The sequence below is a fragment of the Bradyrhizobium rifense genome (assembly GCF_008123425.1).
GTDB lineage: Bacteria > Pseudomonadota > Alphaproteobacteria > Rhizobiales > Xanthobacteraceae > Bradyrhizobium > Bradyrhizobium rifense.
Genome location: NZ_VSSS01000026.1, coordinates 142,618 through 157,071, shown reverse-complemented (window position 1 = coordinate 157,071; position 14,454 = coordinate 142,618). Strand labels below are relative to the sequence as shown.

Sequence of the window (14,454 nt, the reverse complement as noted above, 5' to 3'; positions counted from 1 at the left end):
CCCGATCAGGCTCTTGCAACTCCTAACAACTTCTAACACGCCAAGCCGCCCTCGCCCCGCCATGGTGACGACAATTCATGGTGGATGCAGTGAGACATGGCACTTCTTGACGATGCGATCGACGCCTGCGGCGGCTTGCCCCGCTGGAACAGCTTGAGCCGGTTCACGCTGCATCTTTCCGTTGGAGGGGCCCTGTTCTCCGATGCCGGACATGCCCGCGAATTCAAGGACGTCACCGCGGAGGGATCGACGCGGACGCAATCGGTCCGCTTCACCGGCATCACTGGCGGCGAACAGTCCGGTGCGTTTGCGCCGGACGCGATCACGATCGAAAGCGTGGATGGCCAGGTGCTGCGGACGTGGCGCAACCCGAGCCTTGCTTTCCCGACCAATGGCACACATGCGCTGGCGGACGAACTGCATCTGGTCTTCTTCTGCGGCGTCGCGATCTGGAATTATCTCGCCACCCCATTCCTCCTCGCTCGCCCCCACGTCGTGATCGAGGAGCTGCCGCCGTGGCAGGAGAATAGTGAGACTTGGCGGCGCCTTCGCGTGCAATTCCCGCCGGGCCCGATCAGCCTCGCCTCCGAGCAAGTGTTCTACTTCGATGGGAACGCTTTGCAGCGACGGACCGATCACGATCTCCTCGGCGCACGTGTCGCGCACTACTCGTGGGCCCACGAGAACTTCAACGGCATCGTGGTTCCAACCCTTCGGCGCACGCTGACGCTGCAGCCCGACGGCACCGTCATCGCCAAGCCTGTGCTAATCGACGTCGAGATTTTCGACGCCGTCTTCGAGTGACGTCGTCAAACAGGCAACGAGCCTGACCAAACTCCCCACTCTCACCGTCTAACAATACATAACGAGCTAACAGCCCGGCCTGGGTGCAGATTGCGTCTCACGAGCAGCGAACAACGTTACGAGCTCGAACGAGACCTAAGCCGCGCACTCCATCTCTAGGGAGTGGCCTCATCCAGCGAACGCAATCACGGGAGTCAGCTATGAAAGTATTGATGGTCATCACCTCGCACGACCAGTTGGGCAACACCGGACGCAAGACCGGCTTCTGGCTCGAAGAGCTCGCAGCACCCTATTTCGTCTTCAAGGATTCTGGAGCCGAGATCACTCTCGCCTCTCCGAAGGGCGGCCGTCCGCCGCTCGATCCCAAGAGCAACGAGCCCGAATCCCGCACCGACCTCACGCTCCGCTTCGAGGCGGATGCGGCGGCCGAAGCTCAGCTCGACAAGACCGTTCGCCTCGACAGCGTCAGGCAGGAAGACTTCGACACCGTGTTCTATCCCGGTGGCCACGGCCCGATGTGGGACCTCGCCGAGGACAAGGATTCGGCTGGGCTGATCGAGTCCTTCATCGCCGCGGGCAAGACAATCGCGGTGGTCTGCCACTCGACCGGCGCACTGCGCCACGTCAAGGCGCCGAACGGCAAGCCGCTGGTCGAAGGCAAGGAAGTGACGGGCTTCACCAATGGCGAAGAGGAAGACGTGGGCCTCACCAAGGTCGTGCCTTTCCTCGTCGAGGACGAGATGCTGAAGCTCGGTGCCGTCTTCTCGAAGACCGCCAATTGGGGCGTCCACGTCGTCAAGGACGGCCTCCTGATCACCGGCCAGAACCCGCACTCGTCCGGTCCGGCCGCGAAGGCACTGCTGGCCGCACTGGCCCAGCAGGCCAAGTCGGCCGCGTAAGCACACGCTCCAGGAGAGGTGTGACGAGCACCTCTCCACCCCGTCAAAATAGAAGCTAGCGCAACTCCGTCGCCGATCGGCGCTCGGAGAGCGATCAGACGCGTGACGATGAACCCGGCCGCCACGACGGCCCCAGAGCTGGAGGCTCCCATGGACACGACGACGAAGACAACAACGCAGATTCGAGTCACCCGCCGCTCGGCGGCCTATTGGCGGATCACCTTCGACAATCCGCCGCTCAATGTGATGGGCCCGCAACTTGTTCGCGAGATGCGCGACATCGTCACGGCTGTCGAGGCCGACAAGGACGTCAAAGTCATCGTCTTCGACAGCGCGGTCGAAGGCTTCTTTCTGAACCACAGCGACTTCTTCGCCAATTTCAAGGACCTCACCGATATGCCGCAAGGGCCGACGGGCCTGGAAGCCTGGCCGGACATCCTCGTCCGCATCACCCGCATGCCGGTCGTGTCGATCGCCCTGATCCGCGGCCGCGCGACCGGAAACGGAAGCGAGATTGCGCTTGCCTGCGACATGAGCTTTGCAAGCCGCGAGAAGGCCCGCTTGTCGCAATGGGAGGTCGGTGTCGGCCTGGTTGCCGGCGGTGGCCCGATGGCACGATTGCCGGGCCAGATGGGCCGGCAGCGAGCACTCGAAGTGCTCCTGAGCTCGGATGACATCGATGCCGATCTCGCAGCCGCCTATGGCTATGTGAACAGGTCGCTGCCCGATGCCGAACTCGATGGCTTCGTCGACAAGCTGGCGAACCGCATGGCGTCCTTTGACAAATGGGCGATCGCGAACACCAAGCGGCTCGTCAACGCCGCAAGCCTGCCTGCGGACGTCGAGATCGCGGCCGGCTGGGAAGCCTGCATGACCTCGGTCACGCGACCGGCTGCCCAGGACAGGATCAAGGCCTTCTTCGAACAGGGCTTCCACCGTCCCGGCGACGCTGAGGATCACATCGGGTCCTATCTGACGCGCCTTGGCTGACCACACACCGACTATTCCTCGTTCATCAGAACAATTGGAAGGACAGATCATGGACTTGCTCGCATACACCAAGGCAATCGCCGAACGCATCGAGGCACAGGCCGCTCAAGCCAAGGTTCCGGTGGCCGTTTGCGTCATCGATGTTCATGGCAACATCATTCTCAAGCATCGGATGAATGGCGCGCCGACGTTTTCGCTCGAACTGTCGGAGCGCAAGGCGTACACGTCTGCGCTGGTCGGACTTCGCACGGCAGACCTTTCGCCACTTGTGCAGCCCGGACAGGCGCTGTTCCCGATGATGGGCCTCGCCGGCGGGCGGTTTTGCTCCATGGGCGGCGGTGCGCCGCTGAAAGTCGACGGCCAACTGGTCGCTGGCGTTGGCATCAGCGGCGGTACCGTCGATCAGGACGTCGCAATCCTCGAAGCTGGGCTCCGCGAGCCGGTAGCCTCGGACATCGTCAAGATGAACATCGAGGTCATCGTCCTGCCAGTCACGGACGCTGATCGCGCCAAGCGCTTCTATGGCGACCTCGGCTGGCGGCTCGATCTCGACTACACGGGCGACGACTACCGCGTAATCCAGTTCACCCCGCCCGGCTCGGGATGCTCGATCATCTTCGGCAAGAACGTCACGACTGCGTTACCGGGTTCGGTGCAAGGGCTTCATCTGGTCGTTTCCGATATCATGGCGGCGCGCAGCGAGCTCGATCGTCGCGGCTTCGCCGTCAGTGATGCCTTCTACGATACCGGCGGCATCTTTCACCATGCCCGATCGGGCGTGCTTGCCGCAGGACCTAACCCGCAGCGCAAGAGCTATGCCTCCTATGCATCGTTCAGTGATCCCGACGGCAATGGCTGGGTGTTCCAGGAGATCACGGCGCGATTGACCGGCCACATCGAGGACGGCGACGAGAGCTTTACGCCGGAGCTGACGGACGTCGTCCGTCACGTGGAAGCTACCCAGCGCAGCCGTGAGGGAACAAGCGACCTCGGCCTCAAGTCCATCATGGTGGCGGCAGGATAACACAGCTCCCCCGCCCAATCTCTCGAAATACGGAAGGCGCAGCGCCATGAACATGCCAACCTTGCTTACTCTCTCGGTCGCTATGATCAGCATGACGCTGCCCGCCCCTGCCCAAGACCTGCGGTCCAGCCGACGCTCGATCAGCTATCACACGGTCGAGGTCCAGGGCCTCAAGATCTTCTATCGCGAGGCCGGGCCGGCTGACGCTCCAACCGTGCTGCTGCTTCACGGCTTTCCATCCTCCTCGCGGATGTGGGAGCCATTGCTGCCGCTGCTTGCGGACAAATACCATCTCATTGCGCCCGACTATCCCGGGTTCGGCAACAGCAGCGCACCGCCGCCGTCTGACTTCAACTACACGTTCGACAACATCGCCGGCGTGATCGGCGAACTGACGAGCAAGCTTGGCCTGACCAACTACGTGCTGTTCATGCAGGACTACGGTGGTCCCGTTGGCTTCCGGATGGCGTTGCCCCATCCGGAACGGGTCCGCGCCATCGTCATCCAGAATGCGGTATCGCATGAGCAAGGCCTCAGCCCGCTCTGGGCTGCACGACGGAAATACTGGGCCGACCCGGCCCACGAGCTCGAGGCGCTCAAGGCCAACTTCACCTCGCTCGAGGCGACGCGTCAGCGGCACCTCGGCACGAGCCCGCGCCCGGAACGCTACGACCCCGACACCTGGACCGACGAATATGCGTTCCTGACCCGTCCCGGACAGGCCGAAATCCAGACCACGCTGTTCCTGGATTACCGTACCAACGTCGCCTCATATCCGAAGTGGCAGGACTGGTTGCGCAAGACCAAGCCGCCGACGCTGGTGGTCTGGGGGAAATACGATCCGTCCTTCACCGTTGCTGGCGCCACCGCCTATCGCGACGACGTGCCCGATGCCGAGGTCCATATCCTCGAAGCCGGCCATTTCGCGCTGGATGAGGCAACCGACGAGATCGCATCGATCGTCCGCGACTTTCTGGCGCGGCTGGACGGGCACTAGGACACGAGCCCAACGGTCCCGCTCGGGCTGCGCCCCGCCGGCAGCTCAACGGCACTTAACAACGCTTAACGGGCGACCGCCCGCGTTCGGGCCTATCGCTATGGGGTGACATCACCCCATGCGAGAGGGAAGGGCCCGGATGATTCCGCTGCTGGCAAATGCAATCGAAGCCCATGGCGGCCTGCGCCGATGGAACGCGCACAGGCGCCTCACCGCCGCAATCGTGACGGGGGGCGATCTCTGGGCGCTGAAGGGTCTCGATCAGGATCAGGACCCACGAACCATGCGGATCGATCTTCATCGCCAGTGGGCATCGGTTGAGCCGTTCGGGAAGCCCGGCCAGCGTATCGAGTTCAGCCCCGAACGCATCGCCATCGTCGCGGCGGACGAACGTATCGTGGCTGAGCGGAAGAACCCGCGCACGTCGTTCACGCGGCACGACATGCGGACGCATTGGGATCCGCTGCACCACGCCTATTTCAACGGCTACGCGCTATGGACCTATCTGACCACGCCCTTCCTGCTCGCCATGGACGGATTCGAGGTGCAGGAGATTCCACCTTGGCATGAAGGCACCGAGATCTGGCGCGGGCTGCGCGCGAGCTTCCCGGCGGGGATCGCAAGTCACAGCCGCGAGCAGGATTTCTATTTCGGTCCTGATATGCTGATCCGGCGACATGACTATCGGGTCGAGGTGGCCGGAAACTTCCCCACCACGCAATATGTATGCGATCTCGTCACTATCGACGGGATCACGACTCCGACGCGACGGCGAATCTATCTCCGCGACAACGATCTGATGCCGATGCGCGATGCGTTGATGGTGTCGATCGACCTCTCGGATTTCCGCTTCGACTGAGCGACCGTCCGTTACCCTTCATCCAGCATCGCCCGTGCCGCTTTCAGATCGGCAGTTTCAAATCCCTCCGAGAAGCGAGCGAGCGTTTTGGCGAGATCGTCGAGCGGATTTCGAACACCCTGGCGACGCCGCAGCCGCACCAGCGACATCTCGCTCCGCAATCGCCAGGATAACGCGCCCTGCCGCTCGGCCGTCGCAATCGACGCGGCCAAGCTTGCTTCGGCAGCGTCCAGCTCATCGCCGCGCGCCTCCAGCTCGCCGCGCAGGCGCAGGAGCTCCGGCATGTCGAAGGCCGCGCCTTCGGGCCCGATGCGCGCAATCGCCTCGTGCAGGACAGCGCGCCCTTCCGCCAATTGACCCAGCGCAGCCAGCCCCTGTGACAGCTCGGCAATGAACGCCGACGCGTAAAGCTCGTAACGATCCGCATGCAGGCGCGGCAACGCGGTCCGCAGCAAGTCGATCCCGCCCCTCACCTCGCCGCGGGCGATCATGGTCTGGGCCCGAAAGCCAGCCGCGACGGCCTCGTAAGGTGCGAGCCCATGCATGCCTGCATGCGCCGCAAGCCGGCCGGTCAACGCCTCGACGGTGCCCCAGTCGCCGACCCAGCCAAATACCGAAGCCGACCAGCACAGCGCGATGCAATGCATCACGACGTCACGCGGCGCGGCAGCGCCGATCAGCGGGCGGACGCATTCGACCGCACGGTCAGGAAAGCCACGCAACCACAGGACCCGTGCCAGTGGAATCTGCGGCGTGCGCGAGTAGGCAAAATGACCGGGCTGCGCCCCGCGCAGCGCCGCGTCGTCGCGCACACCCTCGTCCAGATGAGCTTGCGCCTCGGTCTGATTGCCGACGAGATGATAAGACACGCCGACGAGGGCCTTGCTGCCGGCGATTCCCGCGGTATCGCCGATCAGGCGGGCGACCCGCTCGGCCTCCAGCGCGATCGGGATCAGGTGCCGGAAGTCACCGGTCCGGCGATAGAACATGTTCAGCCGCGACAGCAGCCTGAACTTGTTGGCGTGGTCGCCGAGCTCGTCCGCAATCTCCAGCCCGCGCTTCAGCGCGCTCTCGGCCTGCTCACTGTTGCGTTCCGTGAACATGAAGGCGTGGCCGAGCGTCGACTGGAGCTCAAGCTCCCATCTGCCGCCGCGGTTGGTGTCGCCAAGCATCGCAAGCGCGCGCTGGGACCAGAGGCGCGCCTCGTTGAGCAGGTTGAGCTCGACGAACAGCCGGGCGCAGCTCCCCGCGAGCGGCACGCGCAGATCGGCGCCAAAATCGTTGGCATAGCTCCATTCCAGCGCGGCGCGGGCATCGGCGAGCAGGCCGGCGCGGCTCTGCGAACGCGATACCTGATCGCCGCCGGCCGTCTCAGTCATGCTGGTTTCCAGCGAGCGATGAACGTATCCGGCATGCCGGCGCGCAACCGCTTGTGCTTCGCCGGCCTCGACCAGCTTCTGAAGCGCATAGGCACGCGTGGCGTCAAGCAATCGATAGCGCCGCGACGCGCCCTCCGGACGTGTCGACACCAGCGACTTGGCCACCAACTGCTCCAGCGCATCGACGCCACGGTCGACCGGCTCATTCTCAGCGGCCGCGATCGCCATCGCGTCCTGAAGCGTGAAAGGGCCCGCGAAGACGGCGAGGCGCTGAAGCACGATCCGCTCGGCCTCCCCGATCAGGCCAAAGCTCCAATCAAGCGTGGCGCCGAGGGTCTGTTGCCGCGGCGGCGCCGTGCGCCGGCCGCGCCATTCGAGCTTCAACCGGCTGTCGAGCAGCGCGGCCATCTCCCGCAACCCGTAGACACCGACGCGCGCGGCCGCGAGCTCGATCGCGAGAGCAATGCCGTCCAGCTTGCCGCAGATCTCCGCAAGGACCTCCGCATCCTCATCGGTGACGTCGGACCTGTGACCGGCAGCCGCGGCGCGCTCCATGAACAGGCGTGCCGCAGGATAATTCACCATCTCGTTTGCGCTGAGACCGGCCCCCTGCGGCGGGCCCGGCAGCGGAACGAGCTCGAAAATCTGTTCGCCTTCCACCAACAGCGACTCGCGGCTGGTCGCGAGAAGGCTGACGCCCGGCGCCTCGCGGTGAATGGTCTCTGCGAGGCGTGCAACCTCGTCGATTACATGCTCGCAACTGTCAAGGACCAGAAGCAGGCGGCGGCCGCGCAGATAACTGACGACACTGCCGGTCGGATCGGCATGATGAACGACGAGACCCAGCGCAGCGGCGAGCGTGCTGACGACGAGCGCCGCATCCCTCAACGGACCGAGGTCGAGAAAATGGACGCCGCCCTCGAACGTCTCCCACATCTCGTGCGCCAGCGCGATCGCGACGGTGGACTTGCCGATGCCACCAGGACCTCTGAGCGTGACGAAGCGCTCGCTGAGCAGGCGCGCAGCAAGCTCCGGCAGCACGTCCTCACGCCCGATCATCCGGTCCAGGCGATGGGGCAAGGACAAAGGCGACGTCACGCTTCCACTCGTCTGCGGCGCGGGCTTCGACGCCGGCAGGCGCTCGCCACGTTCTACCGTCGCGACGAAGCAATAACCCCGGCTCGGGATGTTGGTGATGTAGCGAGCGCCGTCCTTGCCGTCGCCCAGAACCTTTCGGAGCTCGGCGACGTGGACCCGCAGGCTGATCTCCTCGACGGCCAGACCGGACCACGCGAAAGCGAGGATTTCGTTTTTCGGCACGACCTCGCCGGCGCGACTTATCAACAAGCGCAAGATATCCATCGCGCGACTGCCCAACTTGACCGGCACACCGTCCCGCTCGAGCAGGCGCGACCGGAGCGAGAACGGCCCAAACGAGACCGCATCGAGATCGGGGTTCGCGGAGCCTTTGCCACGAGCGGCATTTTCTAACGGGAGCTCGGTCACTTGGGACTCTCAGGCCAGACTCGACGGACGCGACCGTGAGCAACGTCTGCGTCACGGAACGGAACGCAGCAAGAGCCGGCGCAACAACGCCGCCCTGCGTTTGATCCAAACCTTTGAAATATTGACAAAAATCCAGACTCCCGCGACCCGCCGCCGCACCCCGTCCGCGCCCACATAATCTAACACATCCTAATCACCCCTAACGGGCTTCCAAGCCTGCTCACGCCTATCCTGTCAGCATACCGAGGATGCGAGTTCACCGGTCATAACGCACGGCCGCGAAGCTCAGAAGGAACAAGCGATGCTGACCGAATTGCACGAGACTCACGCCCGGATCGATCGTCCGGCTGGCCCGAGAGATCACGAAGCTCCGCACGCGGCGCAGGCGATTCCGCGAGAAGCCAGGTGGCGTCAGATCGTCCGCAGCTCGCAGGCCGCGCTGGACGACATCACGATCTCGCGATGGGACGACGCGCGGGAGGCCTCGTGGCACGCAGCGACGACGCCGCCCGACCGATATTTGGTCGGCATTGCGTTGAAGACAACGCGCGTCATCCTGACCAGGGAGCGCCGGGTCATCTTCGACGGCACCATGCCGTCAGGTACCCTGTATGTCAGCGCGCCGTCGAAACAGCTGAGCGCCCAATTCCGGGCGCCTTGCGCTTTCCTGCACGTCCACATCTCTGCGGAGCATTTCCCGACGCGGTGGGCGCAGGGCGCGGCCGAAGGGCTCGACGACCTCGTTCTGTTGCGCGATCCGCTCGCCGCGGGACTGGCCAAGGCACTCGCCGAGCAAGGCGACGCCGCGGGCCATCGATTTGCCCACTGCATAGGCCAGATCCTTGTGATGCATCTGGCCCGGCCCGAATTGCCGCGTGCCAAAGTCAATGCGCTGCCGAAATGGCGCCTGCGGCGTGTCGAGCAACATGTCGCCGCTCATTTCGAACGCAGCATCAGCCTGTCCGAGCTCGCCAATGTTGCAGGCCTCTCGCGGATGCATTTCGCCGCACAGTTCCGTGCAGCGACCGGATACCGTCCCCGCGAATACCTGCTCAATCACCGGATCGAGCACGCAAAGTCGCTACTGACGACGACGCAGCGGCCGCTGGCCGAGATCGCACTTGCCGTCGGGTTCAGCACCCAGGCGCATTTCTCGACCGTGTTCAAGCGCATCAGCAGCCAGACGCCCGCGCGATGGCGCGCGGCCGCCAGGAACGAACGGCCCGAGCCTGAAAGTCCTCCGCGACGCCGGTCTTCGCCATGCACGGATTGGGCCGTCAATGGACCTTACGCAAATGCGCTGTGAGGCGTTCAACAGCCGCGGCAGATGATCAGCTTGCGATCGATCTCCGCGTCGAGTCGTCGCAGCTCCAGATCCGACGGCGACAATTGAAGTCCTCCAGTCGTGTCGCTCAGGCGCGGCTGGCGGTGGCCGATGGGAGCCTGGCCCGGTAAGCTGAACGCGAAGCGATGGGTTTCGCTCGTCATGTCGGCGCTGCCAGCCAAGACGGGCGCGGAGCCCAACAGAAGCGAGGCAGCCATCATGGTCAAGCCAAGTCGTTTCGACATCATCCTTCTCCTATCGCTGTCACGATCGGTCGTTCTCAGATGAACAACCGGGTACAATCGATAGAAGCTGCGCGCTACACGGTGACTTCGTGCACGTGAGATCGCGTTACCGGTGAAACGGCGCGATCGCGAGCCGGCAAATCGCGCTAGCGAGCAGACGCGATCTGGCGCAATCCCTCGGCCGACGGCGTCGCGGCCAGACATCGCACGAGTGTCATGGCGAGCTCGGACGACATCAGTGGATGATGAACCATCCCGGTGATTCCGGACGCAGCCAGAAGGTGCGCCGCAAGATCGTGCGTTGACGGGCTTGCGAGGATGATCGGCAAGCCCGGCGCCGCCCTGTGCAGCGCTGCCGCGAGATCGAGCGAAGAACCACCCGGTAAGTGACACACCAGCGCCGCATCGAAGCGCGCCCGGGCCGACCGGCAGGCCGCTTCAGCCTCAGGAAGCCCCGTGAAACCGACCGGCTCGTAGCCGAGTGCCGCCAGGATCTCCTCGTGGCGCAACAGGCGCCTGCGATCGATTTCGAGCACCAGGATTGTCTCGCCTGCGCCGCGAAACGCGAGAGACGGCGCTTGCTGCGGCGATACCGGATCGCGCGAACCGTCGGACGGCAGCCATACGTCGAAGCGGGTCCCCTCACCCGGCGTGCTCTGCACGGCGACTGCGCCGCCATGCTGTTCGACGATCTCGCGAACCGTTGCCAACCCAAGACCGGTGCCATCGGTACGCGTCGTGAAAAACGGCTCGAAGATTCGCTCCAGCGTGGCGTCGTCCATCCCGGGCCCGGGGTCGGAGACTGAGATGACGACGAAGCGGCCTGATCCCAGATCGGTCCGTCCGATCCGCAGCGGATGGATGACTTCGCGCTCGGCAATGCGCAGGTCGACGAAGCCCGGCTCCTCCAATGCCTGCGCCGCATTGTTGCAGAGATTGAGAATGACCTGCTGCAACTGCTCCGGCTCACCCGATACGGTCGCGGTCTCCACGCCCTGGCTGATCGTGAGCTTGACGTGCGATGGCAAGGATGCGGCGAGAAGAGCCGCGGTCTCCGCAACCAACACCTCGACGCTTATGCGTTCCTGCCGGCCCCGGCTACGCCGGCCGAAGGTCAGGATCTGCCCCACCAGCTCGCGTGCCCGTTCGCCGGCCCTGCGGATTTCCGCAAGGCTCGCCGCAGGCCGACTTCCCGGCTTGATCCCGCTGTCGGCCATTTCGACATAGCCGAGGATCGCGCCGACGATGTTGTTGAAATTGTGCGCGATGCCGCTTGCGAACGTGCCGATCGTTTCCATCCGTCGCGCCTGTTGCAGGCTCGCCTCGAGCCGCTCCTTCTCCTGCTCCAGCTTCACGCGCCGCACTGCATTGCGGATGGCGTCGAAGGCCATGCGAAAGAGCGCAAACTCGGCCCATTGGCTCAGCGCGGAGGCCTGCACCGCTTCGAAGCCGAGAATGGCTCCCTGTTGTTGTCCGGACAGGGTCTTGATGCAAAGCCAGCCGCGAATACCGGCTTCTTCGAGGAGATTCATCAGATCATGGGGATGTGACGATCTCACTCTGGGAATATAGATGATCACGTCTTCGCCGCCGTCAAACCGCTGAGCCAGACCAAGTGCCCGCTCCGGCCAGCCTTCGTCGAGGCGTAAGCCGTCGCGGGACCACCGATAGACATTCCCATTGGTCGCTGACCGCCAGGCGAAATAAGCCCTGTCTGCACCGATGCAGCCCGCCAGCTCCTCCAGCGCGTGCTCGACATGGTCCCTGAGCTCATCGCCGTGCGAATAGATGAAGCGCATCGAGATGTTTGCGATCACATGCTCGAAGGCCGCACGACGTCGCAGCGCCTTGGCCCGCGCGCGTAGCAGCAGGCCGAAATACACCAAACCGCCGAGCAACAGCAGAGAAGTGAGATACTGCAAAAGACGATTCTTGCGCGCCGCCGCCCGTGCGCCGAGCTGGCGCTTGACGATCAGGGCATGAACAGCGTCCTGCTCGCGGTTGCTGGCTTCGGCGACCACCGCTTTCAGAATACCATCCACCGCCGGAAGCAGGTCATGCAGCAGCTGGCCATGCGCAATGACGGCGCGTATTGACGCCGCCTCGTCCGGCGAGGACTGCAAATGCGCCAGCCCGTCGAGCTGCGCCTGCACCTCGTCGGCGTCGGCACTCGGCGGATTGATCGTCAGCTGCAGCATGGCAGCCGCAAGCGCGGACACGCCCGCGACCAGCGACTTGTCATTCGACGCGGAAAGACGGGCGCTGAACATGCCAAAATAGGCAAAGGAATTCTGCAGCAGAGCATTCTGGCTTTTGAACTGCTCGATCAGCTCTTCCTGCCTGCGGGCGCGCTCCGCGAGCACGTCGATCGCCGCATTTTCCTCTCTGTCCGAGCCCGCGGCTTCGCGAAGCCGAACGACCGCAGCATCATAGGCCTCGACCATCCGAACGAGGGCGTCATAGTTCCGCGACAGACCGGCACGCGACGTCAGGACCTCGCGGCTCATGCCGCGCTCGAACCGGGTGAAATCTGCGAGAGCCTGCGTCTGCCGGTCATAGCGGTCCGAATTCAGGTTGAGGCCGTTGAAGAGAAGCCAGGTCAACAGCGCCAGCAGAAAGGATACGCCGACCACACCAGGAGCGACTTTCATGGTCCACCTCCGACAGGCACGCCGCGATATTGTCCGGTCAGACTGTTGAGATAGGCGACCAGCGCGTCCACCTGCTGGTCGGTCAATGTCGCGTTCAATTGCGCGAAGGCCATTTTGCGGACTGCATCGTCGAGCGAGGGCGCACTGCCATCATGAAAATAGGGAGCAGTCGTCGCGACATTACGCAGGCTCGGCACCCGCAGGATCTCCGGATCTCGCGAAGCCAGCGGATGAAAAATACCGTGTCGCTGAAACAGATTGCCACCGACATTCACGCCCTGATGGCATGATGCGCATCCCAGGGACTTGAACAACTTGTATCCGTCCAGCTCCTTGTCCGACAGCGCAGACCTGTCTCCCGCAAGCCAGCGATCAAACCGGCTGTCTGGCGTGACCAGGGTCCGCTGAAAGCTTGCGATAGCGTCGACGATATTGCCCGGATCCGGTCGATGGCCATAGGCGGTGATGAAGGCCATCCGCATACTGGGATCAAGACCAAGCTTAGCGGCGATACCAGCGAGACTGCTCCCCATGATCTGCGGATTGACCAGCGACGCCGAGACATCGGCCTCCACGGAGCGATATTTTCCCTCCCAGCCGAAGCGAAAATTGAGCGTCGAGTTGAAGACGGTGGTCGTGTTCAGCGGCAGCTCAGCGCCATCCCGGCCGAAATCGTGCCGCTTCATGCTTGCGCCGTTCGTACGGACGTCATGGCACGACGAACAGCTCCGCGAATTGTCGACCGACAGCCGCGCGTCGTTGAACAGGCGCTCACCGAGTTCGACCTTGAGAGGATCGATCTCGGGAGCCGGCGGCATGGGCGTGATGGGCTCTTCCGCACTACGCGCCGCTGTTGCCTGCGGCGGCAACTGGAACGGGGCGAGAGACGGCGCCTGAGACGGGTGCAGACAGATCACGAGCAGTGCGCCGATCGCCACGACGGAGCGCCAACGCTTCAACTCACGGAAGATCCTGGTATGGGCGATTCCGGACAAGCCTTGCACATAGGTTTCGCATTACGCTTCGGCAATGCGGGGCCACGACGGATTGGGCCGTCACTCTTCAAGTCTTATTGATCGATACGGCAGCCTCTCGCCGCCGCATCGATCACCCCTTAGAGCCAGCTATGCCGCATCAGGCAGATCAGGCCGCTCCTGAGGCTACGCGAGATGATGGAGCGGACGGTCGCGCGATAGAAGCCAAGTCCGGCAACTGCGAGGAAAACAGCATCAGCAATCACGGCAATACCTCACCACCCGCTCGATGTCCGCCCGGCCGTTGATGCCAAGATCGCGCAGGGTGCGATCGTCGTATTGCGACAAAGCCGCGACCGCTTGATTGATCTCCCGCTCCCGCCACCAATGCTTCCAGAGCATCGCGGCCGTATCGCCTAGTGCAGACCACCAGGTCCAGCGATGCCGGGCGTGCAAATCAATCCGCGAGCTGCCGGCTGGACGCGGCGAACGTGTAGAGGCGGTGCGCGGCATCGCCTCTACCGGAAACGTCGCGTTCGGATGGAGCGCCGCGCCATAGAGGGCAAATCCCTCCATCACGGATAGCAACGCCGCCGACCACCAACTGGTCGGACTGTCTGCTTCCGCTGACGGTTCCGCCGGTCGTGGCGCATCCGCCAATGTGTCAGGCCGCACCGCGCGATCCCGCCGAGCGCTTCCACGGTCAACCGAAAGATCAGAGCGACCCGGGATGCTGCCGGTCTTCATCTCGAGAGGCCGCACCACGCGGACCACGTTTGAGGGCAAGTTCTGTTTCAACATG

General features: G+C 63.8%; 12 protein-coding genes. 7 read left to right on the top strand and 5 right to left on the bottom strand.

Features of this window, described 5'->3' with window-relative positions:
* Positions 1–96 precede the first annotated feature (96 nt).
* The 6 genes from FXB40_RS16800 to FXB40_RS16775 all read left to right on the top strand — a co-directional run bounded on the left by FXB40_RS16800 (position 97) and on the right by FXB40_RS16775 (position 5,573).
* Positions 97–804, top strand: coding sequence for a hypothetical protein (locus FXB40_RS16800; protein WP_148773295.1), 708 nt, complete (start codon positions 97–99; stop codon positions 802–804).
* 200 nt (positions 805–1,004) lie between these two features.
* Positions 1,005–1,703, top strand: a complete 699-nt coding sequence (locus FXB40_RS16795; protein ID WP_148773294.1) for a type 1 glutamine amidotransferase domain-containing protein — start codon at positions 1,005–1,007, stop codon at positions 1,701–1,703.
* A gap of 150 nt (positions 1,704–1,853) precedes the next feature.
* A complete protein-coding gene (locus tag FXB40_RS16790; RefSeq protein WP_148773293.1) occupies positions 1,854–2,693 on the top strand; it encodes an enoyl-CoA hydratase/isomerase family protein in 840 nt (279 codons plus the stop codon).
* A 49-nt stretch (positions 2,694–2,742) separates the two neighbouring features.
* The gene (locus FXB40_RS16785; RefSeq protein ID WP_148773292.1) at positions 2,743–3,717 is read left to right on the top strand and encodes a heme-binding protein; all 975 of its coding nucleotides are present in this window, start codon (positions 2,743–2,745) and stop codon (positions 3,715–3,717) included.
* Between the two features lie 46 nt (positions 3,718–3,763).
* Positions 3,764–4,714: an alpha/beta fold hydrolase gene (locus tag FXB40_RS16780; RefSeq protein WP_187436930.1), complete on the top strand. Its 951-nt coding sequence runs from the start codon at positions 3,764–3,766 to the stop codon at positions 4,712–4,714.
* Positions 4,715–4,853: 139 nt separating this feature from the next.
* Entirely contained in the window at positions 4,854–5,573 is a 720-nt protein-coding gene (locus tag FXB40_RS16775; protein WP_148773291.1) for a hypothetical protein, read from the top strand.
* Between the two features lie 11 nt (positions 5,574–5,584).
* Here FXB40_RS16775 and FXB40_RS16770 read toward each other — a convergent pair whose 3' ends face one another.
* On the bottom strand, positions 5,585–8,458 hold the full coding sequence (locus FXB40_RS16770; protein WP_148773290.1) for an ATP-binding protein: 2,874 nt from the start codon (positions 8,456–8,458) through the stop codon (positions 5,585–5,587).
* A gap of 301 nt (positions 8,459–8,759) precedes the next feature.
* Between FXB40_RS16770 and FXB40_RS16765 the strand changes: the two genes are divergently transcribed.
* Complete coding sequence (locus tag FXB40_RS16765) at positions 8,760–9,764, top strand: helix-turn-helix domain-containing protein (RefSeq protein ID WP_148773289.1); 1,005 nt, start codon at positions 8,760–8,762, stop codon at positions 9,762–9,764.
* 5 nt (positions 9,765–9,769) lie between these two features.
* Here the strand turns inward: FXB40_RS16765 and FXB40_RS16760 are convergent, their stop codons facing one another.
* The 4 genes from FXB40_RS16760 to FXB40_RS16745 all read right to left on the bottom strand — a co-directional run bounded on the left by FXB40_RS16760 (position 9,770) and on the right by FXB40_RS16745 (position 14,453).
* A complete protein-coding gene (locus FXB40_RS16760) occupies positions 9,770–10,027 on the bottom strand; it encodes a hypothetical protein (RefSeq protein ID WP_148773288.1) in 258 nt (85 codons plus the stop codon).
* Between the two features lie 146 nt (positions 10,028–10,173).
* A complete protein-coding gene (locus tag FXB40_RS16755) occupies positions 10,174–12,678 on the bottom strand; it encodes a two-component system VirA-like sensor kinase (RefSeq protein ID WP_148773287.1) in 2,505 nt (834 codons plus the stop codon).
* The gene (locus FXB40_RS16750; RefSeq protein WP_246207653.1) at positions 12,675–13,637 is read right to left on the bottom strand and encodes a cytochrome-c peroxidase; all 963 of its coding nucleotides are present in this window, start codon (positions 13,635–13,637) and stop codon (positions 12,675–12,677) included. The genes FXB40_RS16755 and FXB40_RS16750 overlap by 4 nt, the downstream gene beginning before the upstream one ends.
* A 270-nt stretch (positions 13,638–13,907) precedes the next feature.
* The gene (locus FXB40_RS16745; protein ID WP_148773285.1) at positions 13,908–14,453 is read right to left on the bottom strand and encodes a DUF1127 domain-containing protein; all 546 of its coding nucleotides are present in this window, start codon (positions 14,451–14,453) and stop codon (positions 13,908–13,910) included.
* Position 14,454 lies beyond the last annotated feature (1 nt).

Bases quoted from the DNA above. Each gene is read 5' to 3' on its own strand.
- FXB40_RS16785 (WP_148773292.1), top strand. From the start codon at position 2,743: ATGGACTTGCTCGCATACACCAAGGCAATCGCCGAACGCATCGAGGCA.
- FXB40_RS16765 (WP_148773289.1), top strand. From the start codon at position 8,760: ATGCTGACCGAATTGCACGAGACTCACGCCCGGATCGATCGTCCGGCT.
- FXB40_RS16800 (WP_148773295.1), top strand. From the start codon at position 97: ATGGCACTTCTTGACGATGCGATCGACGCCTGCGGCGGCTTGCCCCGC.
- FXB40_RS16775 (WP_148773291.1), top strand. From the start codon at position 4,854: ATGATTCCGCTGCTGGCAAATGCAATCGAAGCCCATGGCGGCCTGCGC.
- FXB40_RS16760 (WP_148773288.1), bottom strand. From the start codon at position 10,027: ATGTCGAAACGACTTGGCTTGACCATGATGGCTGCCTCGCTTCTGTTG.
- FXB40_RS16755 (WP_148773287.1), bottom strand. From the start codon at position 12,678: ATGAAAGTCGCTCCTGGTGTGGTCGGCGTATCCTTTCTGCTGGCGCTG.
- FXB40_RS16795 (WP_148773294.1), top strand. From the start codon at position 1,005: ATGAAAGTATTGATGGTCATCACCTCGCACGACCAGTTGGGCAACACC.
- FXB40_RS16790 (WP_148773293.1), top strand. From the start codon at position 1,854: ATGGACACGACGACGAAGACAACAACGCAGATTCGAGTCACCCGCCGC.
- FXB40_RS16780 (WP_187436930.1), top strand. From the start codon at position 3,764: ATGAACATGCCAACCTTGCTTACTCTCTCGGTCGCTATGATCAGCATG.
- FXB40_RS16745 (WP_148773285.1), bottom strand. From the start codon at position 14,453: ATGTTGAAACAGAACTTGCCCTCAAACGTGGTCCGCGTGGTGCGGCCT.